Origin of the sequence: Olivibacter sp. XZL3 (assembly GCF_004368405.1) — a bacterium.
Lineage (GTDB): Bacteria > Bacteroidota > Bacteroidia > Sphingobacteriales > Sphingobacteriaceae > Olivibacter.
Map to the genome: position 1 here is coordinate 19,973 of NZ_SBJH01000041.1, position 23,438 is coordinate 43,410.

General features: G+C 42.2%; 23 protein-coding genes. 13 read left to right on the plus strand and 10 right to left on the minus strand.

Going from position 1 to position 23,438, the window contains the following annotated elements; translation table 11 throughout:
* Positions 1-15 precede the first annotated feature (15 nt).
* The 4 genes from EPX21_RS08930 to EPX21_RS08945 form a co-directional block, all read right to left on the minus strand.
* A complete protein-coding gene (locus tag EPX21_RS08930) occupies positions 16-1,317 on the minus strand; it encodes an anthranilate synthase component I family protein (RefSeq protein WP_134089325.1) in 1,302 nt (433 codons plus the stop codon).
* 5 nt (positions 1,318-1,322) lie between these two features.
* Positions 1,323-2,597 carry an adenylosuccinate synthase gene (locus tag EPX21_RS08935; RefSeq protein ID WP_134089409.1) on the minus strand — a complete coding sequence of 425 codons (1,275 nt, stop codon included), beginning with the start codon at positions 2,595-2,597 and terminating at the stop codon, positions 1,323-1,325.
* Between the two features lie 193 nt (positions 2,598-2,790).
* Positions 2,791-3,291, minus strand: a complete 501-nt coding sequence (locus tag EPX21_RS08940; RefSeq protein ID WP_134089326.1) for a Fur family transcriptional regulator — start codon at positions 3,289-3,291, stop codon at positions 2,791-2,793.
* A gap of 181 nt (positions 3,292-3,472) precedes the next feature.
* Positions 3,473-5,686: a bifunctional (p)ppGpp synthetase/guanosine-3',5'-bis(diphosphate) 3'-pyrophosphohydrolase gene (locus EPX21_RS08945; protein WP_134089327.1), complete on the minus strand. Its 2,214-nt coding sequence runs from the start codon at positions 5,684-5,686 to the stop codon at positions 3,473-3,475.
* A 150-nt stretch (positions 5,687-5,836) separates the two neighbouring features.
* Between EPX21_RS08945 and EPX21_RS08950 the strand changes: the two genes are divergently transcribed.
* Genes EPX21_RS08950 through bshB1 form a run of 3 tightly spaced genes read left to right on the plus strand, consistent with a single transcriptional unit; the run spans position 5,837 to position 7,729 of the window.
* Positions 5,837-6,475 carry a DUF4294 domain-containing protein gene (locus EPX21_RS08950; RefSeq protein WP_134089328.1) on the plus strand — a complete coding sequence of 213 codons (639 nt, stop codon included), beginning with the start codon at positions 5,837-5,839 and terminating at the stop codon, positions 6,473-6,475.
* On the plus strand, positions 6,475-6,960 hold the full coding sequence (locus tag EPX21_RS08955; RefSeq protein ID WP_134089329.1) for a glutathione peroxidase: 486 nt from the start codon (positions 6,475-6,477) through the stop codon (positions 6,958-6,960). The genes EPX21_RS08950 and EPX21_RS08955 overlap by 1 nt, the downstream gene beginning before the upstream one ends.
* A 46-nt stretch (positions 6,961-7,006) precedes the next feature.
* Positions 7,007-7,729, plus strand: coding sequence for a bacillithiol biosynthesis deacetylase BshB1 (bshB1, locus tag EPX21_RS08960; RefSeq protein WP_134089330.1), 723 nt, complete (start codon positions 7,007-7,009; stop codon positions 7,727-7,729).
* A 92-nt stretch (positions 7,730-7,821) separates the two neighbouring features.
* Here the strand turns inward: bshB1 and EPX21_RS08965 are convergent, their stop codons facing one another.
* Positions 7,822-8,871: an acyl-CoA reductase gene (locus tag EPX21_RS08965; protein WP_134089331.1), complete on the minus strand. Its 1,050-nt coding sequence runs from the start codon at positions 8,869-8,871 to the stop codon at positions 7,822-7,824.
* Positions 8,872-9,008: 137 nt separating this feature from the next.
* On the opposite strand from EPX21_RS08965, the gene EPX21_RS08970 reads away from it, so the two are divergent.
* A complete protein-coding gene (locus EPX21_RS08970; RefSeq protein WP_134089332.1) occupies positions 9,009-9,362 on the plus strand; it encodes a 4Fe-4S dicluster domain-containing protein in 354 nt (117 codons plus the stop codon).
* Positions 9,363-9,435: 73 nt separating this feature from the next.
* On the opposite strand, the gene EPX21_RS08975 is transcribed toward EPX21_RS08970, so the two are convergent.
* Positions 9,436-9,927 (minus strand): universal stress protein, encoded by a 492-nt coding sequence (locus EPX21_RS08975; RefSeq protein WP_134089333.1) that lies wholly within the window; start codon positions 9,925-9,927, stop codon positions 9,436-9,438.
* 126 nt (positions 9,928-10,053) lie between these two features.
* Here EPX21_RS08975 and EPX21_RS08980 point away from each other — a divergent pair, with 126 nt between their 5' ends.
* Positions 10,054-10,836 carry a C40 family peptidase gene (locus tag EPX21_RS08980; RefSeq protein WP_134089334.1) on the plus strand — a complete coding sequence of 261 codons (783 nt, stop codon included), beginning with the start codon at positions 10,054-10,056 and terminating at the stop codon, positions 10,834-10,836.
* Positions 10,837-10,895: 59 nt separating this feature from the next.
* Here the strand turns inward: EPX21_RS08980 and EPX21_RS08985 are convergent, their stop codons facing one another.
* The 3 genes from EPX21_RS08985 to EPX21_RS08995 all read right to left on the minus strand — a co-directional run bounded on the left by EPX21_RS08985 (position 10,896) and on the right by EPX21_RS08995 (position 14,752).
* Positions 10,896-12,287, minus strand: a complete 1,392-nt coding sequence (locus EPX21_RS08985) for an arginine decarboxylase (RefSeq protein ID WP_134089335.1) — start codon at positions 12,285-12,287, stop codon at positions 10,896-10,898.
* A gap of 95 nt (positions 12,288-12,382) precedes the next feature.
* On the minus strand, positions 12,383-13,312 hold the full coding sequence (gene ctlX / locus EPX21_RS08990; RefSeq protein ID WP_134089336.1) for a citrulline utilization hydrolase CtlX: 930 nt from the start codon (positions 13,310-13,312) through the stop codon (positions 12,383-12,385).
* A 9-nt stretch (positions 13,313-13,321) separates the two neighbouring features.
* Positions 13,322-14,752 (minus strand): arginine deiminase family protein, encoded by a 1,431-nt coding sequence (locus tag EPX21_RS08995; RefSeq protein ID WP_134089337.1) that lies wholly within the window; start codon positions 14,750-14,752, stop codon positions 13,322-13,324.
* Positions 14,753-14,858: 106 nt separating this feature from the next.
* Between EPX21_RS08995 and argS the strand changes: the two genes are divergently transcribed.
* The 8 genes from argS (at position 14,859) to mnhG (ending at position 22,520) form a co-directional block, all read left to right on the plus strand.
* The gene (gene argS, locus EPX21_RS09000) at positions 14,859-16,628 is read left to right on the plus strand and encodes an arginine--tRNA ligase (protein ID WP_134089338.1); all 1,770 of its coding nucleotides are present in this window, start codon (positions 14,859-14,861) and stop codon (positions 16,626-16,628) included.
* Between the two features lie 69 nt (positions 16,629-16,697).
* Complete coding sequence (mbhE, locus tag EPX21_RS09005; protein ID WP_134089339.1) at positions 16,698-18,992, plus strand: hydrogen gas-evolving membrane-bound hydrogenase subunit E; 2,295 nt, start codon at positions 16,698-16,700, stop codon at positions 18,990-18,992.
* Complete coding sequence (locus EPX21_RS09010; protein WP_134089340.1) at positions 18,989-19,396, plus strand: MnhB domain-containing protein; 408 nt, start codon at positions 18,989-18,991, stop codon at positions 19,394-19,396. The genes mbhE and EPX21_RS09010 overlap by 4 nt, the downstream gene beginning before the upstream one ends.
* Positions 19,397-19,399: 3 nt before the next feature.
* Positions 19,400-19,753, plus strand: a complete 354-nt coding sequence (locus EPX21_RS09015; RefSeq protein WP_134089341.1) for an NADH-quinone oxidoreductase subunit K — start codon at positions 19,400-19,402, stop codon at positions 19,751-19,753.
* Positions 19,743-21,269 (plus strand): proton-conducting transporter membrane subunit, encoded by a 1,527-nt coding sequence (locus tag EPX21_RS09020; RefSeq protein ID WP_134089342.1) that lies wholly within the window; start codon positions 19,743-19,745, stop codon positions 21,267-21,269. Before EPX21_RS09015 ends, EPX21_RS09020 begins: the two co-directional genes overlap by 11 nt.
* 48 nt (positions 21,270-21,317) lie before the next feature.
* Positions 21,318-21,896, plus strand: a complete 579-nt coding sequence (locus EPX21_RS09025) for a Na+/H+ antiporter subunit E (RefSeq protein ID WP_134089343.1) — start codon at positions 21,318-21,320, stop codon at positions 21,894-21,896.
* Positions 21,896-22,171: a monovalent cation/H+ antiporter complex subunit F gene (locus EPX21_RS09030; RefSeq protein WP_134089344.1), complete on the plus strand. Its 276-nt coding sequence runs from the start codon at positions 21,896-21,898 to the stop codon at positions 22,169-22,171. The genes EPX21_RS09025 and EPX21_RS09030 overlap by 1 nt, the downstream gene beginning before the upstream one ends.
* The gene (gene mnhG / locus EPX21_RS09035) at positions 22,164-22,520 is read left to right on the plus strand and encodes a monovalent cation/H(+) antiporter subunit G (protein ID WP_134089345.1); all 357 of its coding nucleotides are present in this window, start codon (positions 22,164-22,166) and stop codon (positions 22,518-22,520) included. The genes EPX21_RS09030 and mnhG overlap by 8 nt, the downstream gene beginning before the upstream one ends.
* Before the next feature lie 11 nt (positions 22,521-22,531).
* On the opposite strand, the gene EPX21_RS09040 is transcribed toward mnhG, so the two are convergent.
* On the minus strand, positions 22,532-23,368 hold the full coding sequence (locus tag EPX21_RS09040) for an MBL fold metallo-hydrolase (protein ID WP_134089346.1): 837 nt from the start codon (positions 23,366-23,368) through the stop codon (positions 22,532-22,534).
* Positions 23,369-23,438 lie beyond the last annotated feature (70 nt).

A 23,438-nucleotide genomic window follows, 5' to 3' on the forward strand; every position in this document is an offset into this window, starting at 1 on the left:
GTCTTGCATAAGGGCCTATGGCAGCGTAAAATCGCTATAGCTAACCCCCAATAATTGTAAGATGGCGCTGGCTTTTAAAAGGCATTCTTGATATTCGTTTAGGGCATTTGCTTCAGCGGTGATTGCTCCGCCAACGTGAAAAGAAAGCCTTTTTCTGTTTGTATTATATAAGAGGGTACGAATGACTACATTAAAATCGTAATCTCCATCAGGCGCGAAATAGCCTATACTGCCTGCGTAGATTCCTCTTCCGCTCGACTCGTACTGATCAATTAAGCGCATAGCGTTAACCTTTGGGGCACCGGTCATTGATCCTGCGGGAAAGGTATTTTTGATGCTTTCGGTAAGTTCAAGCTGGTCCTTTTCCCTTGCGGTGATCGTTGAAATAAGTTGATGCACTTGTTTAAAAGTATAAACCCCCATCAGCTCCGCAACGTTGACTGAAGCCGGCTCAGCACTTTTGGTCAAATCGTTCCGCACCAGGTCGACAATCATGATATTCTCGCTGATTTCCTTTTTATCTGCTTTAAGTTTGTTCAACAGCCGTGAATCTTCTTCTTTCGTTTTTCCGCGAGGAGCTGTTCCTTTGATAGGTTGAGAAATCAGCAAGCGGTCTCTTTTAGCCAAAAAGCGTTCGGGCGAAGCAGAAATAATGTGATGTTCCTTAGCTTTAAAGTAAGCGGAAAAAGGAGTGGGGGAAATGTCACTGAGGCGGTAATAAGCCTCTATCGGATTGAGCGCAACGTCTTCCGCAAAAAATTCCTGACAGAGGTTTACTTCATAAATATCACCTTGATGAATATGTCTTTGTAATTGTTGGAATGCTGCAATATAATTTTCTTTAGCCATTTTCGCCTCTATCTTTCCATGGAATACGAAGGGCTTTTCAGGTAGAGCCGTGTTAACTATTTGTTCATAGATAATGTCGGTCGGCGTATCACTTTCAATGGTTAGCCGGTCGCCTTTTATTAGGATCAAATGTTTTGGCACAAAGAAGTAGGCATTGGGAGTTTGTTGCTCACTCGGGTGGGACGTGTTGAGCGTCTCGATCTCATTTTTCAGATCATAGGCTAAGAAGCCGGGTATCCAGCTTCCCTGGTGAGCATTTAGAAATGCTTGAAGGGCCTGAAAGTTAGCGCTGGTTTCCCCTGTAAATTCCGCTGCGGTACCGGCGGCAATCAGCGCATCGAATTTACTATATGGATCATGGGCTCTTCCGTTGCTTAGCAAACCGCAAGCAGTATTAAACAAAGAAGCCCATTGCAGGGCTTTCTTTGTAAAATGACTAGGGTCAATTTGATAATCTACGGAGGGCATTTCTATTAATCTAAAACCAAGGTTTGTATCCTGTCCGGACCTACTGATAAGTACTTGATTTTCACTTCTAGCTGCTTCTCCAAATATTGTATATATTCTTTTAGCGCCTCAGGGATTTCAGCGACGGAAGTTATCCCGGTGATATCCTCATTCCAACCTTTTACGGTTTCGTAGACCGGTTGCGGCTTGATCGTATTGATATCATAAGGCATATAGTCGATTTTTTCGCCATTATGCAGGTAGTGCGTGCAGACATTCACTTCGCTAAAACCGCTCAAAACGTCTGCTTTCGTCATAACCAACTCCGTAACACCGTTCAATTGGATCGCATAGCGTAATGCAGGCAGATCGATCCAGCCGGTACGCCGGGACCTTCCAGTGGTTGCACCGAACTCGTGTCCGATTTGACGTAATTTCTCACCGGTTTCATTCTCCAGCTCCGTTGGGAAGGGGCCTCCACCTACCCGGGTACAATAGGCTTTAAAAATTCCAATGACCTGGCCGATGTTCTTCGGCGCAACGCCCAAGCCGGTACAGGCACCCGCTGTGGTTGTATTGGAAGAAGTGACAAAGGGATATGAACCGAAATCAATATCCAATAAGGTCCCTTGTGCGCCTTCTGCCAGAACCGTTTTTCCCTGTGTCAAGTAGCTATTGACTAACTGATCGCTGTCGACGTGTGGAATGCTTTTTAGGTATTCTATGGCTTCGAAAAAAGCCTGCTCCCGTTCGCTAAAGTCGGGTATTTCACCGTAGTGCGAGAGGATGCTTTTGTGTTTTTCTACCAGCTTTTGGTAGCGTTCTTTAAAGTCGGGTAAGGTAGTGTCGCCTACGCGTATACCGTTACGTCCGGTTTTATCCATATAAGTCGGACCGATACCTTTAAGCGTTGATCCGATTTTACCTGCCCCCATGTTGCTTTCAGAAGCAGCGTCGAGTAATTGGTGTGTTGGTAATATTAGATGTGCACGGCGGGCAATCACTAATTTTCCTTCGGCAAGCGGATCAAATCCACTTTTTTTAAGGTTTTCAAGTTCTCTTTTGAGAATAATAGGATCTATAACTACACCGTTACCTATTAGATTGAGGGTGTTTTTATTGAATATGCCTGAAGGGATCGTGTTCAGTACATATTTCTGTCCGTCAAACTCGAGGGTATGCCCTGCATTAGGTCCGCCTTGAAAACGGGCAATTAAATCATATTGTGGCGTTAGAACATCCACGATTTTACCCTTACCTTCGTCGCCCCATTGTAGGCCCAAAAGCACATCGACTTTCATCATGATTTGTTGTTGTATGTCGTTTAATTAAAAATTATAGGAGATTACAAAAATAAAAAGAGGCCTTCAAAAAGCGCGTTACCTTTTTTGAATTATGAAAGCGTTCAGCCAATAATTCATTTTTTTGATAACAAGCAGCAATAATGATGCTTCTTTTTGAATACCTCGAAATATCGTATTTTACCCTGCATCGCTAAACAGAAACAACCTCTTTACGTCGGTTTTCGTTTACTTCAGCTTTAGGGCAGTTTTCATTACACTCGCTACACACCCCATACAGGTTTAAGGAATGGTGTTTGATGTCAAATTTTAATAATTCTCCCATCATGCTTTGAATCTGATGAATTCTGGGATCACAAAACTCGACCACCTTACCACATTCGATACAGATGATATGATCGTGCTGTTTATAGCCATAGGACTTTTCGAACTGAGCCATGTTCTTGCCAAACTGATGTTTGGTAACTAAATCACAGGACACCAAAAGTTCCAATGTGTTGTAAACGGTAGCTCGGCTTACCCGGTATTTTTTATTTTTCATGTGGATATATAAAGATTCCACATCAAAATGGTCATTTCTTGAATATATTTCTTCCAAGATGGCAAAGCGCTCGGGAGTTTTGCGCAGGCTCTTATTTTCGAGGTATGCCTCGAAAATTTTTCTGACCATACTTGTTGTTTCTGCTGTAGACATAATAATCCTTAATTATGTACAAACTTAGCTAAATTGCTTCTTATATGCAAGTAACACAACGTATATACTACGCTTCCGGTTATCCTTGACATTCAGTTTATAAAGTTATCAGTTATCAGTTGTCAGTTGTCAGTTGCCAGTTATCAGTTGTGAGTTGCCGGTTGCATATAACCTACGACCTTTATCCTTCCGAATCAAAACGTGTAATTCCCGTTATGCCTTTAATTTGCTTGAGCTTTTTTATCAGGCTATCCAAATGTTCCGTATTATTCACGTACACCATGATCGATCCTTCAAAAATACCCTGATTACTGGTGATCGTGATGGATCGTATGTTGATTTTAAAATCTTGTGAAATGACGGTCGTAATCCGGTTCACTAAGCCGACGTCGTCTATTCCTACAATACGTAAGCCTGTAAGAAATGCCAGTTCCTGTTGAGAAGTCCATTTAGCTTTAACGATCCGGTAGCCGTAATTAGCCATCAGCTTGGAAGCGTTAGGGCAATTCGTACGGTGGATCTTGATTCCATCGTTAACAGTTACAAAGCCGAAGACGTCGTCGCCCGGAATAGGGTTACAACAAGCAGAAAGCGTATAGTCCAACTTTTGGAAGTCATCGCCGATTAATACCGTCTCTTTATCCTTTTTGTCGACTTTCCTCAATAAACCGTCCACATGTTGCTCAATTTTCGTGCTGGGCCCACTCGATGTGTCAACCGATTTCTCGGCTACTGCAAATTCTTTAAGTTGTTTCAGGTCGATATCTCCCTTAGCCACCCGATAGAACAGTTCTTGCGTAGAAGGCAACTTTAGGAAAGAGGCCAGTTTATTCAGGTTATCCGTATTGTAGGTAATCTTAATCGATTTCAGCTTCCGCTCTAAGATTTCTTTTCCGTCTTCTGCTATACGGCGTTTTTCTTCTTTTAAGGCAGATTTAATTTTCGATTTCGCTTTTGCTGTCACCACAAAATTCAACCAATCTTCTTTAGGCGTTTGCTTATTAGAAGTGATGATCTCTACTTGATCGCCATTGGAAAGTTTGTGAGAGAGGGGTACCAGTTTGTGGTTAACTTTGGCTCCGATACAGCTAGCGCCCAAGTCAGAGTGAATTTCAAAAGCGAAGTCGAGTGCTGTAGCATCCAACGGAAGTTGAATTAACGCACCTTTGGGAGTGAAAATGAATATTTCATCAGAAAAAAGATTCATTTTAAAATCGTCCACAAAATCGAGTGCATTTGATTCCGGATTACTCAGAATATCTCTTACTTTCTGTATCCACTGATCGAGTCCGCTATCAGAGTTCGACTCTTTATACTTCCAATGTGCGGCAAAACCTTTCTCGGCGATCTCATTCATTCGCTTTGTACGGATTTGCACTTCAACCCATTGGCCTTTAGGGCCCATTACGGTTGTGTGTAAAGATTCATAGCCATTTGCTTTAGGGGATGAAATCCAGTCGCGCAGCCGGTCGGGGTTCGGTCTATATAAATCAGTAACGATGGAATAAGCTTTCCAGCATTCCGCCTTCTCCATGTCCTGCGTGGTATCGATAATGACGCGGATTGCGAATAAATCATAGACCTCTTCAAAAGGGATCGATTTTTTCCGCATTTTATTCCAGATCGAATGGATCGATTTAGGCCGACCGAAGACACTCGCTTTAATTCCCTGTTCTGCTAATATTTCTTGAATGGGGCCGATAAATTCTTTGATATAGCGCTCCCGCTCGGCCTTCTTTTCGTTCAGCTTCCTTGCGATAAATTTATAGGTATCCGGGTCGGTGTACTTCATGGAAAGATCTTCCAACTCGGATTTGATGGCGTATAAACCTAGGCGATGCGCGAGTGGTGCATATAAATAGCTGGTTTCAGACGCAATTTTCAGTTGCTTATCACGTGCCATGAATTCCATGGTGCGCATGTTGTGTAAGCGGTCTGCCAATTTAATGAGGATCACGCGTACATCGTCGGCAAGCGTGAGCAACATCTTTCTGAAATTCTCTGCCTGTATAGAGCTGTTGGGATCGAAAATGCCTGATATTTTGGTCAAGCCGTCGATGATTTTAGCAACTTTTTTACCGAATTTGTTTTCAATCTCTTCCAGGGTTATCTCGGTATCCTCCACGACGTCATGGAGTAATGCACAAACAATGGAAGTTGTGCCTAAACCGATTTCCTCTGCCGCAATTTGCGCAACAGCGATGGGGTGGTAGATATACGGTTCTCCGGATTTGCGGCGCATGTCTTTATGATTCTCCAAAGCCATGTCAAATGCCCGCCGGATCATTTGCTTATCTCCTTTTTGTAGAGTCGGTTTGCATGCTCTTAATAATGCACGGTACCGTTTTAATATCTCTTTTTTCTCAGCCTCTAAATCTATCACTAATTCCTTCATGGTTCAAAATTCGTAAATATCTATATCTATATGCAAACAAATTTTATTTCCTACCTTTGATATGGCAAACCTCCCGAAGGTTTAATAAAAATTGTATTAGTCGCCAATTTTTATTTAACTTTATTGGAAGTTTTAGTAAGAGCTAAATCTATGAAATTTTTACGTTTAATGTTAATTTATTCACTGCTTTTTTTTGGTAGGGAGGGTTATGGACAGCAGCTTAATAAAGATAGTTTAGCTAATACGCTCAAAGACACCTCAAATACCAAGCCAGTTATGCTTCCTACCACGATTGTGAACGGGGAGCGGATTCCCTGGGTTTTGTTGCATGAAGTTGTGATTACAGATTACCGGGTTTTTAAAACGCCAGAGGATCGGGCTCGATATAACCGCTTAAAATATAATGTATTGAAGGTGCTCCCCTATGCCAAATTTGCAGAAGACCGTTATGACAAGTTGCAGCGCGATTTAGCCGTTACACGGAACAAGAAAGAGCAGAAGAGACTTATCAAAGACTGTGAGAAAGAGATTAAAGCCATGTTTAACCGGGAGATAAAGAATATGTCTGTTTCCCAGGGAGCCATATTAATAAAACTTATCAATAGACAAACAGGAAACTCAAGTTATGAGCTCGTGAAGGAGCTGAGGGGTGGGGTTTCTGCATTTTTTTATCAGTCTGTGGCGAAAATATTCGGTCATAACTTAAAAAACACGTATGACCCAGACGAAGACCGTGAAATAGAAACTATTATCCGGAACTACGCCAACAACAATCGTTACTTTTATTAATGGATAGTATATATCAATTCTGTGCAATGAAGCCAGACGGCTCCGTGGTTGATTTTAATATTTACCAGCATAAGGTATTATTGATCGTAAATACGGCCAGTGCTTGTGGATTTACGCCCCAATACCGTGAATTAGAGGAGTTATATCGGCTGTATAAAGATAGGGGCTTGGAAGTCTTGGCTTTTCCGTCCAACGATTTCGGAAATCAAGAAAGTTTGAGTGGCGATGCCTTACAGCATTATTGCCGCGTAGATCAGCAATTGAGCTTTGGTGTTTATGACCGCATTAAGGTGAAGGGTCCGGACGCCCATCCGCTATATAAATATTTAGGAGACAAGCTGTTGAATGGACGAGTCAATAGCAAGCCGCTTTGGAATTTCCATAAATACCTTATCGATAGGGAGGGGCATGTTGTTGATTATTTTTTTAGCTTTACCAAGCCTTTGTCGAGGCGATTAATTCGAAAAGTAGAAAAACTTCTGTAATTGAGGAATAAATTCTTACTCAATACCAGCAATAAAACCATAGAACGTGAAATTAGATATATTAGTGATTACCGTGCACCCTGACGATGCAGAATTAGGATGCGCGGGTACTATTTTAAAGCATGTTGCGCTTGGCAAAAAAGTAGGCATCGTTGATTTGACGCGAGGCGAATTAGGTACGAGAGGTACCGTTCAGAGCAGAGCCATGGAAGCGGAAGCTTCCAGTAAGATATTAGGACTCAGTGTCCGTGAAAACTTGGGGTTGCGAGATGGCTTTTTCAAAAATGAGGAATATGAACAACTTGAGCTGATTAAAGCGATTAGGAAATACCAGCCGGAGATCATCATCGGAAATGCCCTTTACGATCGCCATCCAGACCATGGAAGGGCGGGCGAATTAATAAACGATGCCTGTTTCTTATCGGGGCTACGCCGGATCGAAACCAAAGTAGATGGGGCTTATCAAGAGGTTCATCGCCCGAGGCTTCTTTTGCAGCTAATTCAAGATTATTATATCAAACCGGATATCGTTGTCGATGTTAGCGGTTATTGGGATAAGAAAGTCGAGAGTATCCGTGCCTTTAAGTCGCAGTTCTTTCACGAGGAATATGGTACAGATGAGCCGCAAACCTATATATCAAATCCCGAATTTTTAAATATTGTTGAAGCGAGGGCGAGAGAATACGGGAAATATATCGGTGCGCAATACGCCGAGGGCTTTACATGCAAAAGGCTCCTCGGCGTAGACAATCTCTTCCATCTACGGTAAGATTAGTTTTGGTTACTTTTCTTTTCGTCGCAAAGTTGATTTCATCTAACATCGGGTTAAGATATTGACATCCGCCTAGCGGACGCTCGGGGCTAGGCGGTGGAAACAGCGTTGCTGAGCAAGAAATCCAGCGTATTGACACCGTCGGCATAGTCGTCCAGTGCCGGTTGCTGACTTTGCCCTATCGGAAAGCATGGCGCTAGTGTGGCTAGTTTTTCCCTACTGACAATGCACTGTATTTCTTCCTTCCGCTCATTTAATTGACTCACCAGACCGTTTATTTCGTCGTAGTATTCGTAGTAAACCACTGCCAGGGGGGAGGCCAGGCGTTCGTCTTCTTTTAGCAATAGAAAACCATTGTCGTAGTGTTTATCTCCATTTACTAAATAAATAGATTTGTTATAATCGTAGTTGTTATGGTATTTGTGGTGATTAGCTACTTCGCTGAATGGTTCAATCGCTTCAAAGAATTGTCGGATTTCATAATTTTTTGGGAAATAGATTTTTGATACATTCCTACATCCTAAACCGTAATAATCGAAAATGTCATGACCGATGTTTTGTAATTCCGATTTCGTTTCATTGCCCTTGATCACCGCTATACCGTTTCTGTTTTTTCGAATGATATGAGGCACCTTTTGAAAATAATATTCGAAATACCGCGACGTATTGTTGCTGCCGGTAGCGATAATCAGATCAAAGTTCTGAAGCCTGTCTACAAAGGAAATAAAAGAATCAAATGCGGGTTCAAATTCGATTAGTTTTTGCAGTAAATGCGGTATCAACAGCTTGTCGTCCGACGACAGTTTTATCTGAACGTGGAAACCTGAAATTAAAACGGAGAGTACATCGTGGAAACCGACTAAAGGGATGTTCCCCGCTAGAACCAGACCGACGGTTTTATCCGACGTTGAATCGATATCAGGCAAATAAGGACTTATCCAAGCCGTTAAAGCGTCCTGTGTTAAATTCGCCGCCAGCGCATCTATTGCTCTTTTAGTGTTGGAAGGCGTATACCAACTATTATAATGTCCGGCGCGTTCAATGACCGAATCCAGGTCGTCCGACCCATTCTTCAGATAATTACCTAAAGCAATGAAAGCGGCGATGCGTTGACGGCTTGTAAAATTGTAATTCTTCAAAGCAGGAAAACTATTAAAATGTTATATTTGTGATGGAAATACTACCGTATCTAACAAAAAGCTACTAAATTTGTAGATTATTGTTATAATAGTAATATTTGCAAAAATAAAGTATAAACGGATTTTTTAAGAAGGAAATGGCAATTAAAATTACTGACGAGTGTATTAACTGCGGAGCTTGCGAACCGGAATGCCCAAATAACGCGATATACGACGCGGGTATGGCATGGCGTTTTTCTGACGGAACCGAGTTGCAGGGAGTGATTGATTTTGGAGATGGCACTACGCTAGATGCCGATGAGGCCCAAGAGGCATTATCAGATGAAATCTATTATATAGTATCGGATAAATGTACGGAGTGTGTAGGATTTCATGATGAGCCGCAATGCGCGGCCGTATGTCCTGTTGATTGCTGTGTGGATGACGAGGACGTCCGCGAAACCGAAGAAGAGTTATTAGCTAAGAAGGCCTGGTTACACGCCGAAGGCTAAGCAGATCTATAAAAAGAACGCAGGTAATGGGTCTTGTTATCTGCGTTCTCTATTTATAAAGCAAGGAACCGCGCTAAGGTTCTACATCCTTATAAGGGACAATAACTACGGGACAGATCGCATGCCTTGCTACTTCTTCGGAAACGCTGCCCGATATAAAATGGTCAAATCCCGTTCGTCCATGCGTTCCGAGCACGATCAGGTCTGCCCGCCATTCATTCGCCGTCTCGAGAATTTCCTTTCTAGGTTGACCCAATTTACTGATCTTAGTTACACTTTGTTCCCCATTTGGCCATAGCATGGCCAGTCGATTTAATAAGTCTTCCGAAGCCTGTTGCTGTACTTCGTTAATTTCCGGAATATAGACCGGGTTAACGCCCATGATTGGATCTACTGCACCGTAGGTGCTGCTAGTAGGCGGATCAATAACGTGCACCAATGCGACTTCTCCATTAAAAGCCTGAGCCAAATGGTATCCATATCGGACTGCATTTTCGGAATATTTGCTGTCCTCAACAGCAATTAAAATACGCTGTGTGTTTAATGTGAACGGTAAGTCTGTCATAGTTTTTTTATTGTATATATATAACACTTAAAATACGCGAAAGTTTTTTAAGCGCCATCGGCGCTAACAGATTGCATTGTATACACTTTTTGGCTAAGTTTGCATATATAATGAATTGCGTGGACCATGGAGTATGGAATTTGTAATTTGCCTGTCATTCCTGTGAGGGCGAGCGGTGGTAACAAAAGTGAGATTGTGTCTCAGCTACTTTTCGGAGAAGTTTTTGAAGTATTAAAACGGGAAGGCGATTATCTTTACATCAAAATCGGCTATGACGATTATGAGGGCTGGATCGATAGCAGGCAACAGGTATCTCTGTCAGAACAAGACTATCTTGCTATAAATAGCGAAGAACAACATATCGCAGACCTCTCGACGCACGCAATGCTGCTGAAGTTGGGCATGGAAGAGAGTCTTCATCTGTTACCTGGTAGCACGCTACCTTTCCTAGATAATGACAGTTTTCGGATTAATGACACTGACTACCTATTTTTAGGCCTTTCGCGTTTGCCTGATATGGAGGATTTTGAAGAAGATGCCGAAGACGTTCTCAGATTCTATTTAAATGCGCCTTATCTGTGGGGTGGCAGGTCTATTTTTGGAATCGATTGTTCTGGATATGTACAGTTGTTCTATAAGCACTTTGGCATCCGTTTAAAGCGAGATGCTTGGCAGCAGGCGGAACAAGGTACGACCGTTGACTTTCTTCAGGAAAGTAAGTTGGGCGATTTAGCTTTTTTCGATAATGAAGAAGGAAGAATAACGCATGTAGGCATTTTATTGAATGAGTCGGAAATTATCCACGCTTCGGGAAGAGTGAAAATCGACCAGATTGACAATACAGGAATATTTTCAAAAGAGTTGAATAAATATACGCATAAGCTTAGGATTGTCAAAAGGATTGTATAAGCTAGCTGACGTTAATCAGCTAGCTTGTCAGTGCGCCGTTCAATCCTCATCGGAGCATGTTAATGGTAACCCAATATTTTTAATACCTGCTTCGAGTTCTGCTCCTCGCCGAATACTTCAAAGTTAAAAGTCTCGTCTCTATTTCTGCGGATAATAACGTGTTTAGGCGAGGGGAGTAGGCAATGATGGATACCGCCGTAGCCGCTCAACACCTCTTGGTAAGCACCTGTATGGAAGAAACCCAGGTATTGCACTTTTCTTGTTTTAGGCATGAAAACGTTGTTCATGTGGGCTTCCTGATTATAGTAATCTTGTCCGTCGCACGTAATGCCGCCCAAATTAACACGTTCATATTCCGAATCCCAATTATTTATGGGTAAAAGGATGTATTTTTGGTTCAACGCCCATACATCTGGTAAATTGGTGATAAAAGAACCGTCAAGCATCAGCCACTTCTCCCGGTCGTTCTGTTGTTTTCTGCCAAGCACCTTATAGAGGATGCCGGAAGCCTCCGCAACGGTATATTTACCAAACTCGGTAATGATATCCGGTTCCATTACTTCATGTAGTGCACAGATCTCTTTAATTCGGTTAACAATTTCGTTTACCATGTATTCATAATCAAAATCGTGCACTAAAGAGTCCTTGAAAGGCATACCGCCTCCGATATCCAAGGTGTCAAGATCAGGATTTATCTTTTTAAACTTGCAGTAAAGCGTTACATACTTTTCCAGTTCATTCCAATAGTAAGGAGTGTCGGAAATTCCGGAGTTAATAAAAAAATGTAAGAGCTTGACTTTGAAGTTAGGATTGCTGACGATTTTATTGTTGTAAAAGTCGATTACATCCTCCATTCTAACGCCGAGTCTGGAAGTGTAAAACTGTGAGTCCGGTTGCTCTTCAGCGGCAATACGAATACCCAGATTGCAGGGCTCTTCCAGTTCCACTTCGTCATCGTAAAGGTTGAACTCTTCCTTGTTATCTAACACCGGTATGATATTTTTGAAGCCGTCATGCAGCATATCGACGATGTATTGCTTATATTGAAAGGTCTTAAAGCCGTTACAAATGACCGTGATGTCTTTTGATACGACCCCTTTTTTCTCTAATACATCAATCATCGGCATATCGAAGGCGGACGATGTCTCCAAATGAATGTCGTTTTTGAGAGCTTCTTCCACCACATGCCTGAAATGAGAGCTCTTTGTACAATAGCAATACTTGTAGGAGCCGCGGTAGTTGTTTTTCAAGATAGCCGTTTGAAACAGAATTTTGGCGTGCTGGATTTTTTTACTGATAAGAGGGAGATAAGTAAACCTTAAAGGCGTACCGTAGGTTTCTATCATTTCCATTAAGTTCAAATCATGGAAATAAAGCTCATCATCAATGATGTCAAATCCGTCTTGCGGAAAACCAACACTTAGGTCAAGAAATTCCTGATAACTTTGCATTTATCGTAGTTAAAAATTTTTGCAAAAATGTAATTTTAAATCGATATATAGTGCCAGATTTTTATAAAATTGATGTCAAGAAAAAAAGAAGTGTTCTACGTTGTCAGGTAACGCTTTTTTGGAGGGGAAAATATTTCGGTAATCATACATCGGGCGCTTCCTCCTCCATTTTTTTCAATTACATCAAGGGGGGCATATAGTAACTGGGCGCGTTTTTTTAAACATGTTCGTTGTTCTTTATGCAGCGACAAATAAGCCTGTTCAGACATAACTAACAGCGCCTGGTTTAATTTGTTTTTTAGTTGAATCATATTCCCTGCGAAATGTTCCATTTGACCAAAGGATATATCTACGATCTCTTTTCCTGTTTGTGTCAGACTTTTTATAACTTTTTCCTTATCTGTAGATGAGGTGAGCGCGTCTTTGCAGATCACGGCGAAGTCGTTTCCCACGCACATCATGACATTGGTGTGGTAGATAGGAAACCCGTTTCGGTCTGATGCTTCGAAGTATATCGGTTTATAATCCATTCGTTTGCAGAATTCATATAAAACCGCAGTCGAACTTCTGGGCGACTTGCACATGAAGGCGATATGGTGTTTTCTATCAAGTACCATACTGCCCGTGCCTTCTAAGAATAGCTGTTTTTGTTCAAAGTGGGTGAGGTCTATAATGTTCTTCAACTCATAACTGGCGGAAAGCAGATCAATGATATCCCGGCGTCGTTCTTTTCTTCGGTTTTTTGCAAACAGCGGATAAAGTACGAGCGAGCCATCTTCATGAAAGGAGAGCCAATTGTTCGGAAAGATGGCATCCGGTTTAATTGGGTCCTTTGTGTCTTCGAATACATGTACGTCGACGTCGTGATCCTCTAATAAAGAAACGAAGCCTTCAAATTGGTTGAGAGCAATTGTTTGCATGTCAGCGCCTGATGTAACCTGCTGAAATTTGTTGTTAACAGCCGTCTCTTCGTTGTAGTTAAAGTTTAAAGGCCTAATCATCATTATAGCGCTGGTAAGGTTCATAACAATCGTTTAATAAATAGGATCCCTTAATAGCGGTAAACTCATACAATGAAAGCCGCCCCTTGCTCTCGATAACTCGGCAGAAGGTAAGAGGATGAGGGTGTCTTGTATTTCATTTGCATTGAGCCGGTCCGATTCGAAATCTTCAATAATCTCAGCAGCCTGCCTGACCTGGAAACCTTTATCCATAAACGCCTGGATAGTTTTGTCATTTCGGTCATAACCCAAGACGACACCTTCTTTTAAAGCAAGAAGGTTGCAAGAGTCTGTCCATTGTTCCCGCGCATCAAAAGGGAAAACATTATTTCCACTGTAAATGAACTGTGTTTTCTCTGTGCTGTTTAAGTCATTTCTGCTTATATCGTTCAGAAGTTCTTCCAGGGAAAAGAATCGCCGTGGCTTTTGTGGTTCGTTTCTGTAAAACTGAATAATTTCAGTTGTTTGTTGCGCCGGAGCAGCAAAGAAGTGGAGCGGTTCGTTTTCATTAATTGCTTGCGGTTTGGCAACCGATGCCAGTATGGTCCACATATTGCGTTTCACTTGCGTGAATAAGGTGTCGATGTGCATAAAGTCTCGTTTTATAGGGATTTTAATAACCGTTACCTTCTCTACTACTTTATGTCGAAAAAGCATCTTTATTGCTTCATTTGCTCCGTGAGGAGACGTGCGTTCGCTGCAGCCTATAAGTACATGTTGAGGACTCACAACCATCACATCACCACCTTCCAGCGTAGCACCAGGTTCTTTATCTTCCCCCGGCCGGAGGAAGTGTTGGAAAGGATCGGGGATTTCCAGTATATGCTCTTGGAAGTCGCTAAAGACCGGATGATTAAAAAAAATATAGCGCATGATCATGCTTTCGCGATTTCTCGCTTTTTTGGCCGGTTTGTTTAACAATACAAAGTTATTGATAACCGCACCCAAATCGCGTGTGAAAATAAGATTCGGAATAGGTGCAAAAATCATATGCTCATCGTCTAAGGAGCCTGATAGAATAATTTTGGCCAATTTGACGGCGTCCGTCTGTGATAAGATTCGTTGCAAATTATAGTTGCAGCCTTCGATGGCACAGACGGCCGCTACCAGGTTCGTTTTAATGCTGTGATCTTCCAGAATATCGGCCAAAAGAGCCTGTACTTCGATAACCTGGTCGGACCGATGAAATCCTGCTGCCGCCGGTTTGAAAAAGGCACGATCTTGTTCCGGTGCATCTATGTGTTTTAGCTTGCCCTTGATGCGGACGGGATCCAAGAAGTATAATAATAGCTTTATGTAATAGTCGTATTCCTCTTTTCTTAAGGTGTTTAAATGAACGATGTCTTCAAAGAGCCAATCTTGAGCTTTAGATGGTACAACCTGTCCTAAGCCGCTATCCGGACTATGAACGAGCAATTTGCGGAGTGTGCCAATTTCTGAGTCGACATTAATACGTGGTTTCATGAGCGAAGTTTTAAATCGGTTTTCTATTACGTGCGGACGTCGTTCCCCGCAAATTAGCGTTTATTTTTTAAATATAAAATTCCAATATTTTCTCTAAGTTTGGCGCATGAATTTTATTGCATCATTAGCGGTTCAAGCTATAAAAGAGCTATATCAAGTAGAAATAGAGGAAAGCGCTGTTAACATACAGGAAACCAGAAAAGAATTTGATGGCCAGGTAACCGTAGTGACATTTCCCTTTACCAGATATTCGAAGAAATCTCCTGAACAGACGGGCAGCGAAATCGGCGATTACTTGGTTGCCCATGCTTCAGAAATAAGTTCATATAATGTCATTAAGGGTTTTTTAAATTTAAGTTTGACGGATGAGTTTTGGCTCCAAGCTCTTCACGAAGAGCTTTTAAAACCTGATTTTGAAGATATTCCAAAGAATGGGAAGCGAGTTATGATCGAATATTCCTCGCCTAACACGAATAAGCCCCTTCATTTAGGCCACGTACGGAACAATCTGCTCGGATTTTCCGTCGCAGCTATTTTAGAGGCCGCGGGCTATGAAATAATAAAAGCCAATTTAGTGAACGACAGAGGTATTCATATCTGTAAGTCGATGCTTGCTTGGGAGAAATTCGGAAACGGGGAGACGCCCGAGTCGACCGGATTGAAGGGCGACAAGCTGGTTGGTAATTACTACGTACGTTTTGACAAAGAATATAAAAAGGAAGTAGAAGCTTTAATAGCATCGGGAAAAAGCGAGGAGGAGGCTAAAAAAGAAGCCCCATTGATGCTGGAGGCGCAAGAAATGCTTCGTAAATGGGAGGCCGGCGACCATCAAGTGATCCATTTGTGGAAGCAGATGAATGCCTGGGTTTACAAGGGCTTTGAGGAGACCTACGAAAAAATGGGAATTGCTTTTGATAAGGTCTATTATGAGTCGGACACCTACCTATTAGGAAAGGACATTATTGAAGAGGGTCTGTCGAAAGGCGTATTTTTTAAAAAGCAGGACAACTCTGTTTGGATCGATTTAACGGCCGACGGCCTTGATGAAAAACTAGTATTGCGTGGAGATGGAACATCTGTTTATATCACACAGGACTTAGGGACCGCTCAATTGAAATATGATGATTATCATATGGATAATTCGATCTACGTAGTAGGTAACGAACAAGATTATCATTTCAAGGTGTTATTTCTGATCTTAAAAAAATTAGGTAAGTCGTGGGCAGAGGGCCTTTATCATCTGTCATATGGGATGGTGGATCTACCTTCCGGGAAAATGAAATCCAGGGAAGGAACCGTGGTGGATGCGGACGATTTGATGGCTGAAATGGTTGAAACGGCAAAACAGCGAACCGAGGAATTAGGAAAAGTGGACGATTTTTCCGAACAAGAAAAAGAAGTGCTGTACGAAATGATTGGACTGGGTGCTTTGAAATACTTTCTTTTAAAGGTGGAGCCGAAGAAGAGGCTGCTTTTCGATCCTAATGAGTCGATCGATTTTCAGGGACACACGGGACCTTTCGTCCAGTATACCCATGCGCGTATAAAGTCTGTTTTGTCTAAAGGCGCGTACCATGAAGAGCCGTTTGATGTTCAGCCGGCAGGACTTGAAGCGTCTGAAAGGGAACTCATCAAGGAATTAGTGAAATTTAAGAGCGTTATTGTAAGCGCTGCCAACGATTATAGTCCGGCTATTATTGCCAACTATGTGTACGAAATAGCTAAGCTGTATAACAAATTCTATCACGAGGTCGCCATTTTAAAGGCAGAAGATGTGAGATTAAAGGAGTTCAGGCTTAATCTGTCAGCCGCTACGGCCAAGGTAATTTCGAAAGGGATGGGGTTGTTGGGAATTCAGGTTCCGGAACGCATGTAGAAGAGGTTTTACACAAGGGATAACAAAACGGCTAATTTACTGTTGTTATGTTAATCCCTATTAGCGTGTATGGCCTCGGTTTTATTAGTTATTTTTCTTTTAAGTTTTTTATTCTTATTCCTATATAAGTATATACCCAATATACTGGGCTTTTCCGGTGCATTCGTCGTATTGGGTATATTCCTTTATTTCACCGGCTATATCCAACCCATTATTCGCGGAGAAAAGATAATCGAAGAGACCGTCTGGGTACCTACGCTTGGTATGAATATTCGTTTTTATTTAGACGGATTGAGCCTGTTTTTTGCCTTGCTTGTCAGCCTGTTCGGCTCTTTTATTCTTTTATACGCCATCGGGTATATGCGGGGGCACGACAAGGCCAATCGTTTTTTCTGCTATCTGACTATTTTCATGGGTTCGATGATCGGGCTAGTCCTTTCCGACCACCTTGTGCTACTTTATGTGTTTTGGGAAATAACCAGTATATCATCATATTTTTTAATAAGTTACAATAATCATAGCAAAAAGGCTCGTAAGGCCGGGATGCAGGCATTGCTGACAACGAGTTTCGGAGGGCTGGCCCTCTTCGCCGGATTGTTGTTGATGGCACACAATTGCCAAAGTTTCCACTTATCCACCATACTGCAAAGCGAACATAACCTGGCCGGGTCTGGCACCATAATATCGCTTATCTTGATAGGCTGTTTTACTAAATCGGCTCAGTTCCCTTTCCACTTTTGGCTACCGAACGCCATGGAAGCGCCCAGTCCTGTTAGCGCTTATCTGCATTCAGCCACCATGGTAAAAGCTGGCATATTTTTAATTATGCGTCTGAATCCCATTTTCGGAGACGACTCGTTGTGGCAATCCAGTTTACTGGCCATTGGGACAATAAGCATGTTGATAGGCATGTTTAAAGCGACAAAGCTATACGATATGAAAGGCGTATTGGCGTCTATCACCATAAGCACCTTAGGCGCCTTGATAGCTATGATCGGTTTCGGTTATGAGCGAGCTTTGCAGGGCGCCGTCATTTATCTTCTCGTTCACGCGCTTTATAAAGCCGCCTTATTCCTTGCTGCTGGAAACATCGATAAGCAAGCCAAAACGCGAGATCTCCGTAAACTCCCCGCTGTATTTCGAGCGATGCCCTATACCGGCCTTGCCGCTTTGCTCGCCTGTTTGGCATTGGCCGGATTACCGCCATTTCTGGGATACATCGCAAAGGAAATATTATACGAGGCTTTGTCAGAAAATGGGTGGCAAGCGGGCTTATTTCTTGCCGCGTTTATACTAACGAATGCGATGTATTTCATGTTGGCTTTAAAGTTGTCATGGGGTCTTTTTCTAGGCCATTCCGTTTTACCAAATAAAATCCACGACGTAGGTTTCGTTATGTGGTTTCCTGCGATGCTGCTGGCGCTAATAGGGATAATTCTGGGGCTTGGGGCGGCTTATTTTGAGCCTTTTTTCGTTTCAGTTGTAAGTGCGTTAACGAAGCGTTCTGACAGGGTAGAAATCGATCTTTCCTTATGGCATGGGATAAATATATCCTTTATACTGACCGTTATAACGTGGTTGGCGGGATTCTTGCTTTATGTTAAAAGAGACCGACTTGTGCTTGCTATTAACAAACTTAAACTGCTATCTTTTGACCGTGGATACAGGTCTATATTGGCTTATATCCGGTCGGCCGCTTTATTCCTGACCCGCTTTCTGCAGTCTGGTTTTTTGACCCGATATCTAAAGGTCATATTCGGTATGCTGATTGTATTACTAGCTTGGACCTACATAGAAGGGGGACTTTTTTCTGAAATACGTTTAGATCTCGAAGGTGATTCGTTTTCTAATATCTATGGTTTTTTTCCATTATTGCTCATTTTTATCGGTACGGTGTTTGTTTTAAAAAGTTCATCCCGTTTACGTATATTGGTTTGTCTTAGCTTGGTAGGATACGGGATAGCGTTGCTTTATGCAGTTTACAACGCCCCAGACGTTTCCATGACGCAATTTTTGGTAGAAACCATAACGCTGGTGATTTTTGCTATTGTGTTAAACCGGCTGCCTAAAAGTCTCCGATTTCCATTGGAGGCCAGAAAAATTCTTATTGCCGGCATATCGGCCACTTTTGGTATTATAATGGCGCTCGTTCTTTTGAGTTTGCTGCAATATGAGCCGAATCCGGCAATGAAGGATTTCTACATACAACAAAGTTTTCCAAAGGGGCATGGCGAAAATGTGGTTAACGTTATGCTAGTCGATTTTAGGGCCTTCGATACTTTCGGGGAGATGGCCGTGCTAAGTATGACGGCACTCGGTGTGGTAGCGCTTATTAATTTAACGTCGGGGGAGGACCGGTTTTGAGAACAACGATACTACAAGCTGCGGTCAAGGTGTTGATGCCAATCTTTTTGGCCTATTCGCTCTATCTTTTATTCCGCGGGCATAACAATCCGGGGGGAGGCTTTATCGGTGCTTTAGTCTTGTCGATCGGTCTGGTTTTTCATATGATCGCTTTCGGTGTGCCGGCTACCCGACGAATTTATAAGATAAATACAATGGTCTTAACAAGTGTAGGGCTATTAATCAGTTCGCTAGCCGCCGTTTCATCCCTTTTTTTTGAAGGTGTTTTCTTCGAGGCCATCTGGACAGATATTCACATCGTCGGCTTAGGGACGCTGAGTTCGGTTCTGATGTTCGATGTTGGCGTCTATCTGGCTGTTACAGGTTCTATATTAAAGATTGCCTTTAGTATATTTAATGAATAAGTTATGATAATTGGTATATCGGTTCTTACAGGTTTTTTATTTGCGGCCGGACTTTATCTATTGCTGCATAAAAGTTTTATGAAACTTATAGCCGGCGTGATCATGTTCGGGAACGCTTGCAATTTGTTTTTGTTGATCGCCGGTGGTTTAGTGGGGAGCCAGCCGGTTTTTGTGTCGGGCAACGATGAGGCGCTACCAATAGATAATATGGCCGATCCCGTTCCGCAGGCCTTTATTCTGACAGCGATTGTCATCAGTTTAGGGGTGCAAGCTTTTGTAATCGTTTTGCTTAAACGGGTATATCAGACGAGCAACACCAATGACTTGGATACGTTAACAAATACCGATGATGTTTAGTATCGATCCGGCCAATCTTATGGTAGCGCCCCTGCTTATTTTTATGATCAGTGGAATGCTGTGTTTACTGTTTTATAAAAGGGTTGACATCCAACGGGCGATTGTCATCAGTTCCAGTCTGATAGCACTGATTGCAGCCGTAAAATTGCTAGACTTGTTAACGCGCGATGGATTCGTAACAACGCAGGTCGGCGGATGGGAGGTCCCTTTCGGCATCACCCTCTTTGTAGATCGCTTCGCGGGATTAATGATCGCTATGACTGCCTTGCTTGCCGTGGCCGCGTCTATTTTTTCCTTTTCGGATCGTGTGTTGAGTGCAAGAAAAAAGCGGATCGGCTTTTACCCGGCTTTGATGTTTATGTTGGGAGGTATATCAGGCGCTTTTATAACCGGCGATTTGTTTAATCTGTATGTTTGGTTCGAAGTCATGTTAATATCTTCGTTCGTGCTTATTACTTTAGGCAGTAAGCGCGACCAGCTGCAAGGTGGGATCAAATACGTGGTGATCAATTTCGTCGCTTCATCCTTTTTGCTCTTAGCGATTGCTATACTTTATGGTACTACGGGTAATACAAATCTTGCCGCCTTAGCCGCGAGTTTAGCAGACCCTGCTTTACAGCCTATTACGCGATTGGCCGCCATCTTACTATTGGTAAGTTTTGGAATCAAAGCGGCCTTGTTTCCTTTCTATTTTTGGCTGCCAGCCTCTTATCACACACCGCCGATTGCTATTACAGCCATTGTGGCTGGTTTATTAACGAAGGTGGGCGTGTATACCATGATCAGAACATTCACTTTGTTATTCCCGCTTCAGCAGCATTATCAATTGCAAAAATTTCTGCTGGGCGCTTCCTGTTTTACCGCGTTGGTTGGCGTACTGGGTGCTATTGCCCACCGTGATATACGGAAAGTGCTAGCCTATAGTTTAATCAGTAAGATCGGATTTATACTTTGGGGCTTATCGGTGTATACTTCGGCAGCGATTGCGGGCGCAATATTTTACACATTGCATCACATGCTTGTAAACACCAATCTTTTTTTTGCCGCTGGTATTATCGGTAAGGCAGCTGGCTCATATCGTATCAGCGAGATAAGCGGTTTGTACGATCGACTTCCTTTATTGTCTTTTGTCTTTATCATGCTTGCTTTAACATTGGTTGGCATCCCCCCTTTTTCCGGTTTCTGGGGAAAGTTTATGTTAATTGACGCAGGCCTTTTGGCGCATGAATATGGGTCGGTTGCCATTATATTAATCACAACTCTACTGACGCTATACTCAATGATGATTATATGGAGCAAGTGCTTTTTAAAAAAACAGGATGTGAAAGGCCAACAATTGCTGCCAGAAGGTGTTTTTATTAAGCAATGCTATCATATGTATATAGCAAGTGCTTTTTTGCTTATTGTGACATTTTGGATCAGTTTTAATCCTTCTTGGTTAATCGAGTATACACAAAGAGCTGCGGAACAATTGCTTTTACCAAGTAATTATGTCGATGCTGTAATACAACGGTAATAATTTTGCTCTCCCGGGATATGGCTTTTCTTTTAATAGACGAAAAATATGCGAATTTTATTTGTTATACATCTATTGGCTAGCTTTTACGCAAGTTATTGGATTCTTGAAAAAGTCTCTTTCGCTTCTGATACTGCGGGGAGTGCGGTTGTCGCATTCTTTCTTTCTTTTACCGTCATTTGGTTCCTTTTGTCTGTATTCCGACGTCGGTATTTTAAATTGGTTATTCAATTGATGCGATTGTTCAAATTTTTTATAAAAGACTTTATCCGGGCTAATGTACGCCTCACCAAGGAAATTGTCACACCAAAAATTAATTTACAGCCAGCCGTGGTAAAAGTGCCGTTGTCGCTGCATTCAGATACAAGTATTATGGTACTTACTAACATGTCAAACCTTACTCCGGGGACTTTGGTTGTTGGCGTTTCTGATGATAAACGATATCTTTTTGTCCATACCATTTACCTCAACGGTGGTACGCTCGAGGGCTTTAAGAGCTATATGAAAGAAGGCCTGGAAAAGAGGCTTCTTGATGTTACGGCACTTTCTGCAAGTCCTGAAAGCGTCGGCGCTTCTGGCGGAGGCGATAATGAATCAATTAAAAAAATAAAAAAAACGAAGGAGTAATGACTGTTTTTTCATCTATACTGCTGTTTTGCGTCTGTCTACTGGCACTTTCTATCCTGTTGGCATTATATAGATTCGTGGTCGGCCCCAGTTTAGCGGACCGTCTGTCGGCGCTTGATCTGATATCTGTCTATTTATTGGGCTTGCTGATTACCTACGTTATGTTTACTGATAAGCTGATTTTTTTTGACGTTGCCTTGGTGTTTTCGCTGATTGCGTTTTTAGGTGCCATATCGTTTGCTTACTACCTCGTAAATCAGAAAGAGTATGAGTAATGTAACCTTAGTAATAAGTGCAAGTTTTGTGCTATTGGGTTCTTTGATTATGCTCGTTTCAGCCATTGGCTTGTTGCGGCTTCCCGATTTTTACAGTAGACTGTCTGCTGTAACGAAGAATTCAACGCTAGCGGTGCTCATGATCGTTATAGCTGCCGTATTTTATTTTAACAATATCGAAGTGTTACTGAAAGGCCTGGGGATCATGTTTTTTATAGCCTTAACCTCGCCCACTTCGGCATACGTGATGGCGAAAGCGGCAATTCATATAAAAGTCCCGTTTTGGCATCGAACAAACCTCAATGATTTTAAAAATGACGAAGCGGAGAAGCTGAACGATGACAAATAACCCCTTGTGTTTTACAGATCCTGCAGTTTAAACGTACGGTCGAGTCTTATCCCTTTTTCTGTTTGTTTAAGTGTGCAGCATTCGTGAAGCGGATCATGTTCTAAAAACAAGACATAATCATTATCCAGTGCTTCTTGTAATAGGGCTTTTTTTTCGTTTAACGTTTGTAAAGGAAACACGTCGTAAGACGCCACATAAGGCAGGGGAATATGTCCAACAGACGGTAATAAATCTGCCATATAGAGCACCGTTTTTCCGTTGTAACTAATTTGGGGCAGCATCATAGCCTCGGTATGACCGTAGACAAATCTTATTTGTACATCGCTTGCGAAGAAGGCTCTGTCCTTTTCATCTATAAAGTTTAATTTACCGGCATCCTGAAGTGGTAATATGTTTTCCTTTAAGAAAGAAGCCTTTTCCCTGTCGTTAGGGTGGGTGGCCCAGTGCCAGTGCTTGTTGTTTGTCCAATAGGTAGCGTTTTCAAAAGCGGGGACTAAGGCATTGCCCCGTCTTTCAACAGCTCCGCCGACGTGGTCGAAGTGAAGGTGGGTTAATAAAACGTCGGTAATATCCTGTTTGTTAAATCCATGTTTTGCTAAGGAGTCTTCCAATTTACTTCCATGCGGTTGGTAGTGGCTAAAGAATTTTGCATCTTGCTTATCGCCTAATCCGGTGTCAACTAAAATTAACCGGCCTTCCGTCTCGATCAACAAAAGCCTGGCTGCCAAGGTGCACAGATTGTTTTCATCTGCTGGATTGGTACGCTGCCAAATACTTTTAGGTACCACACCAAACATGGCGCCGCCATCTAATTTAAATAATCCTGCTTCGATCGTATATAACTTCATCAATTATGGTCTTTTTAACTTCATGTTCGTTTAAAACGTGATCAAACGAATTTTGCGTTGCGTGCTATCG

Excerpts from the sequence above, each read along its gene's own strand:
- EPX21_RS08995 (WP_134089337.1), bottom strand. The coding sequence starts at position 14,752 with ATGAAACCACGTATTAATGTCGACTCAGAAATTGGCACACTCCGCAAA.
- EPX21_RS08970 (WP_134089332.1), top strand. The coding sequence starts at position 9,009 with ATGGCAATTAAAATTACTGACGAGTGTATTAACTGCGGAGCTTGCGAA.
- EPX21_RS08955 (WP_134089329.1), top strand. The coding sequence starts at position 6,475 with ATGGATAGTATATATCAATTCTGTGCAATGAAGCCAGACGGCTCCGTG.
- mnhG (WP_134089345.1), top strand. The coding sequence starts at position 22,164 with ATGAGTAATGTAACCTTAGTAATAAGTGCAAGTTTTGTGCTATTGGGT.
- EPX21_RS08935 (WP_134089409.1), bottom strand. The coding sequence starts at position 2,597 with ATGAAAGTCGATGTGCTTTTGGGCCTACAATGGGGCGACGAAGGTAAG.
- EPX21_RS08985 (WP_134089335.1), bottom strand. The coding sequence starts at position 12,287 with ATGCAAAGTTATCAGGAATTTCTTGACCTAAGTGTTGGTTTTCCGCAA.
- EPX21_RS09030 (WP_134089344.1), top strand. The coding sequence starts at position 21,896 with ATGACTGTTTTTTCATCTATACTGCTGTTTTGCGTCTGTCTACTGGCA.
- EPX21_RS09015 (WP_134089341.1), top strand. The coding sequence starts at position 19,400 with ATGATAATTGGTATATCGGTTCTTACAGGTTTTTTATTTGCGGCCGGA.
- EPX21_RS09040 (WP_134089346.1), bottom strand. The coding sequence starts at position 23,368 with ATGAAGTTATATACGATCGAAGCAGGATTATTTAAATTAGATGGCGGC.
- EPX21_RS08930 (WP_134089325.1), bottom strand. The coding sequence starts at position 1,317 with ATGCCCTCCGTAGATTATCAAATTGACCCTAGTCATTTTACAAAGAAA.
- EPX21_RS08975 (WP_134089333.1), bottom strand. The coding sequence starts at position 9,927 with ATGACAGACTTACCGTTCACATTAAACACACAGCGTATTTTAATTGCT.
- EPX21_RS08945 (WP_134089327.1), bottom strand. The coding sequence starts at position 5,686 with ATGAAGGAATTAGTGATAGATTTAGAGGCTGAGAAAAAAGAGATATTA.
- ctlX (WP_134089336.1), bottom strand. The coding sequence starts at position 13,312 with ATGAACCTTACCAGCGCTATAATGATGATTAGGCCTTTAAACTTTAAC.
- EPX21_RS08950 (WP_134089328.1), top strand. The coding sequence starts at position 5,837 with ATGAAATTTTTACGTTTAATGTTAATTTATTCACTGCTTTTTTTTGGT.
- EPX21_RS09020 (WP_134089342.1), top strand. The coding sequence starts at position 19,743 with ATGATGTTTAGTATCGATCCGGCCAATCTTATGGTAGCGCCCCTGCTT.
- EPX21_RS09025 (WP_134089343.1), top strand. The coding sequence starts at position 21,318 with ATGCGAATTTTATTTGTTATACATCTATTGGCTAGCTTTTACGCAAGT.
- argS (WP_134089338.1), top strand. The coding sequence starts at position 14,859 with ATGAATTTTATTGCATCATTAGCGGTTCAAGCTATAAAAGAGCTATAT.
- mbhE (WP_134089339.1), top strand. The coding sequence starts at position 16,698 with ATGGCCTCGGTTTTATTAGTTATTTTTCTTTTAAGTTTTTTATTCTTA.
- EPX21_RS08940 (WP_134089326.1), bottom strand. The coding sequence starts at position 3,291 with ATGTCTACAGCAGAAACAACAAGTATGGTCAGAAAAATTTTCGAGGCA.
- EPX21_RS08980 (WP_134089334.1), top strand. The coding sequence starts at position 10,054 with ATGGAGTATGGAATTTGTAATTTGCCTGTCATTCCTGTGAGGGCGAGC.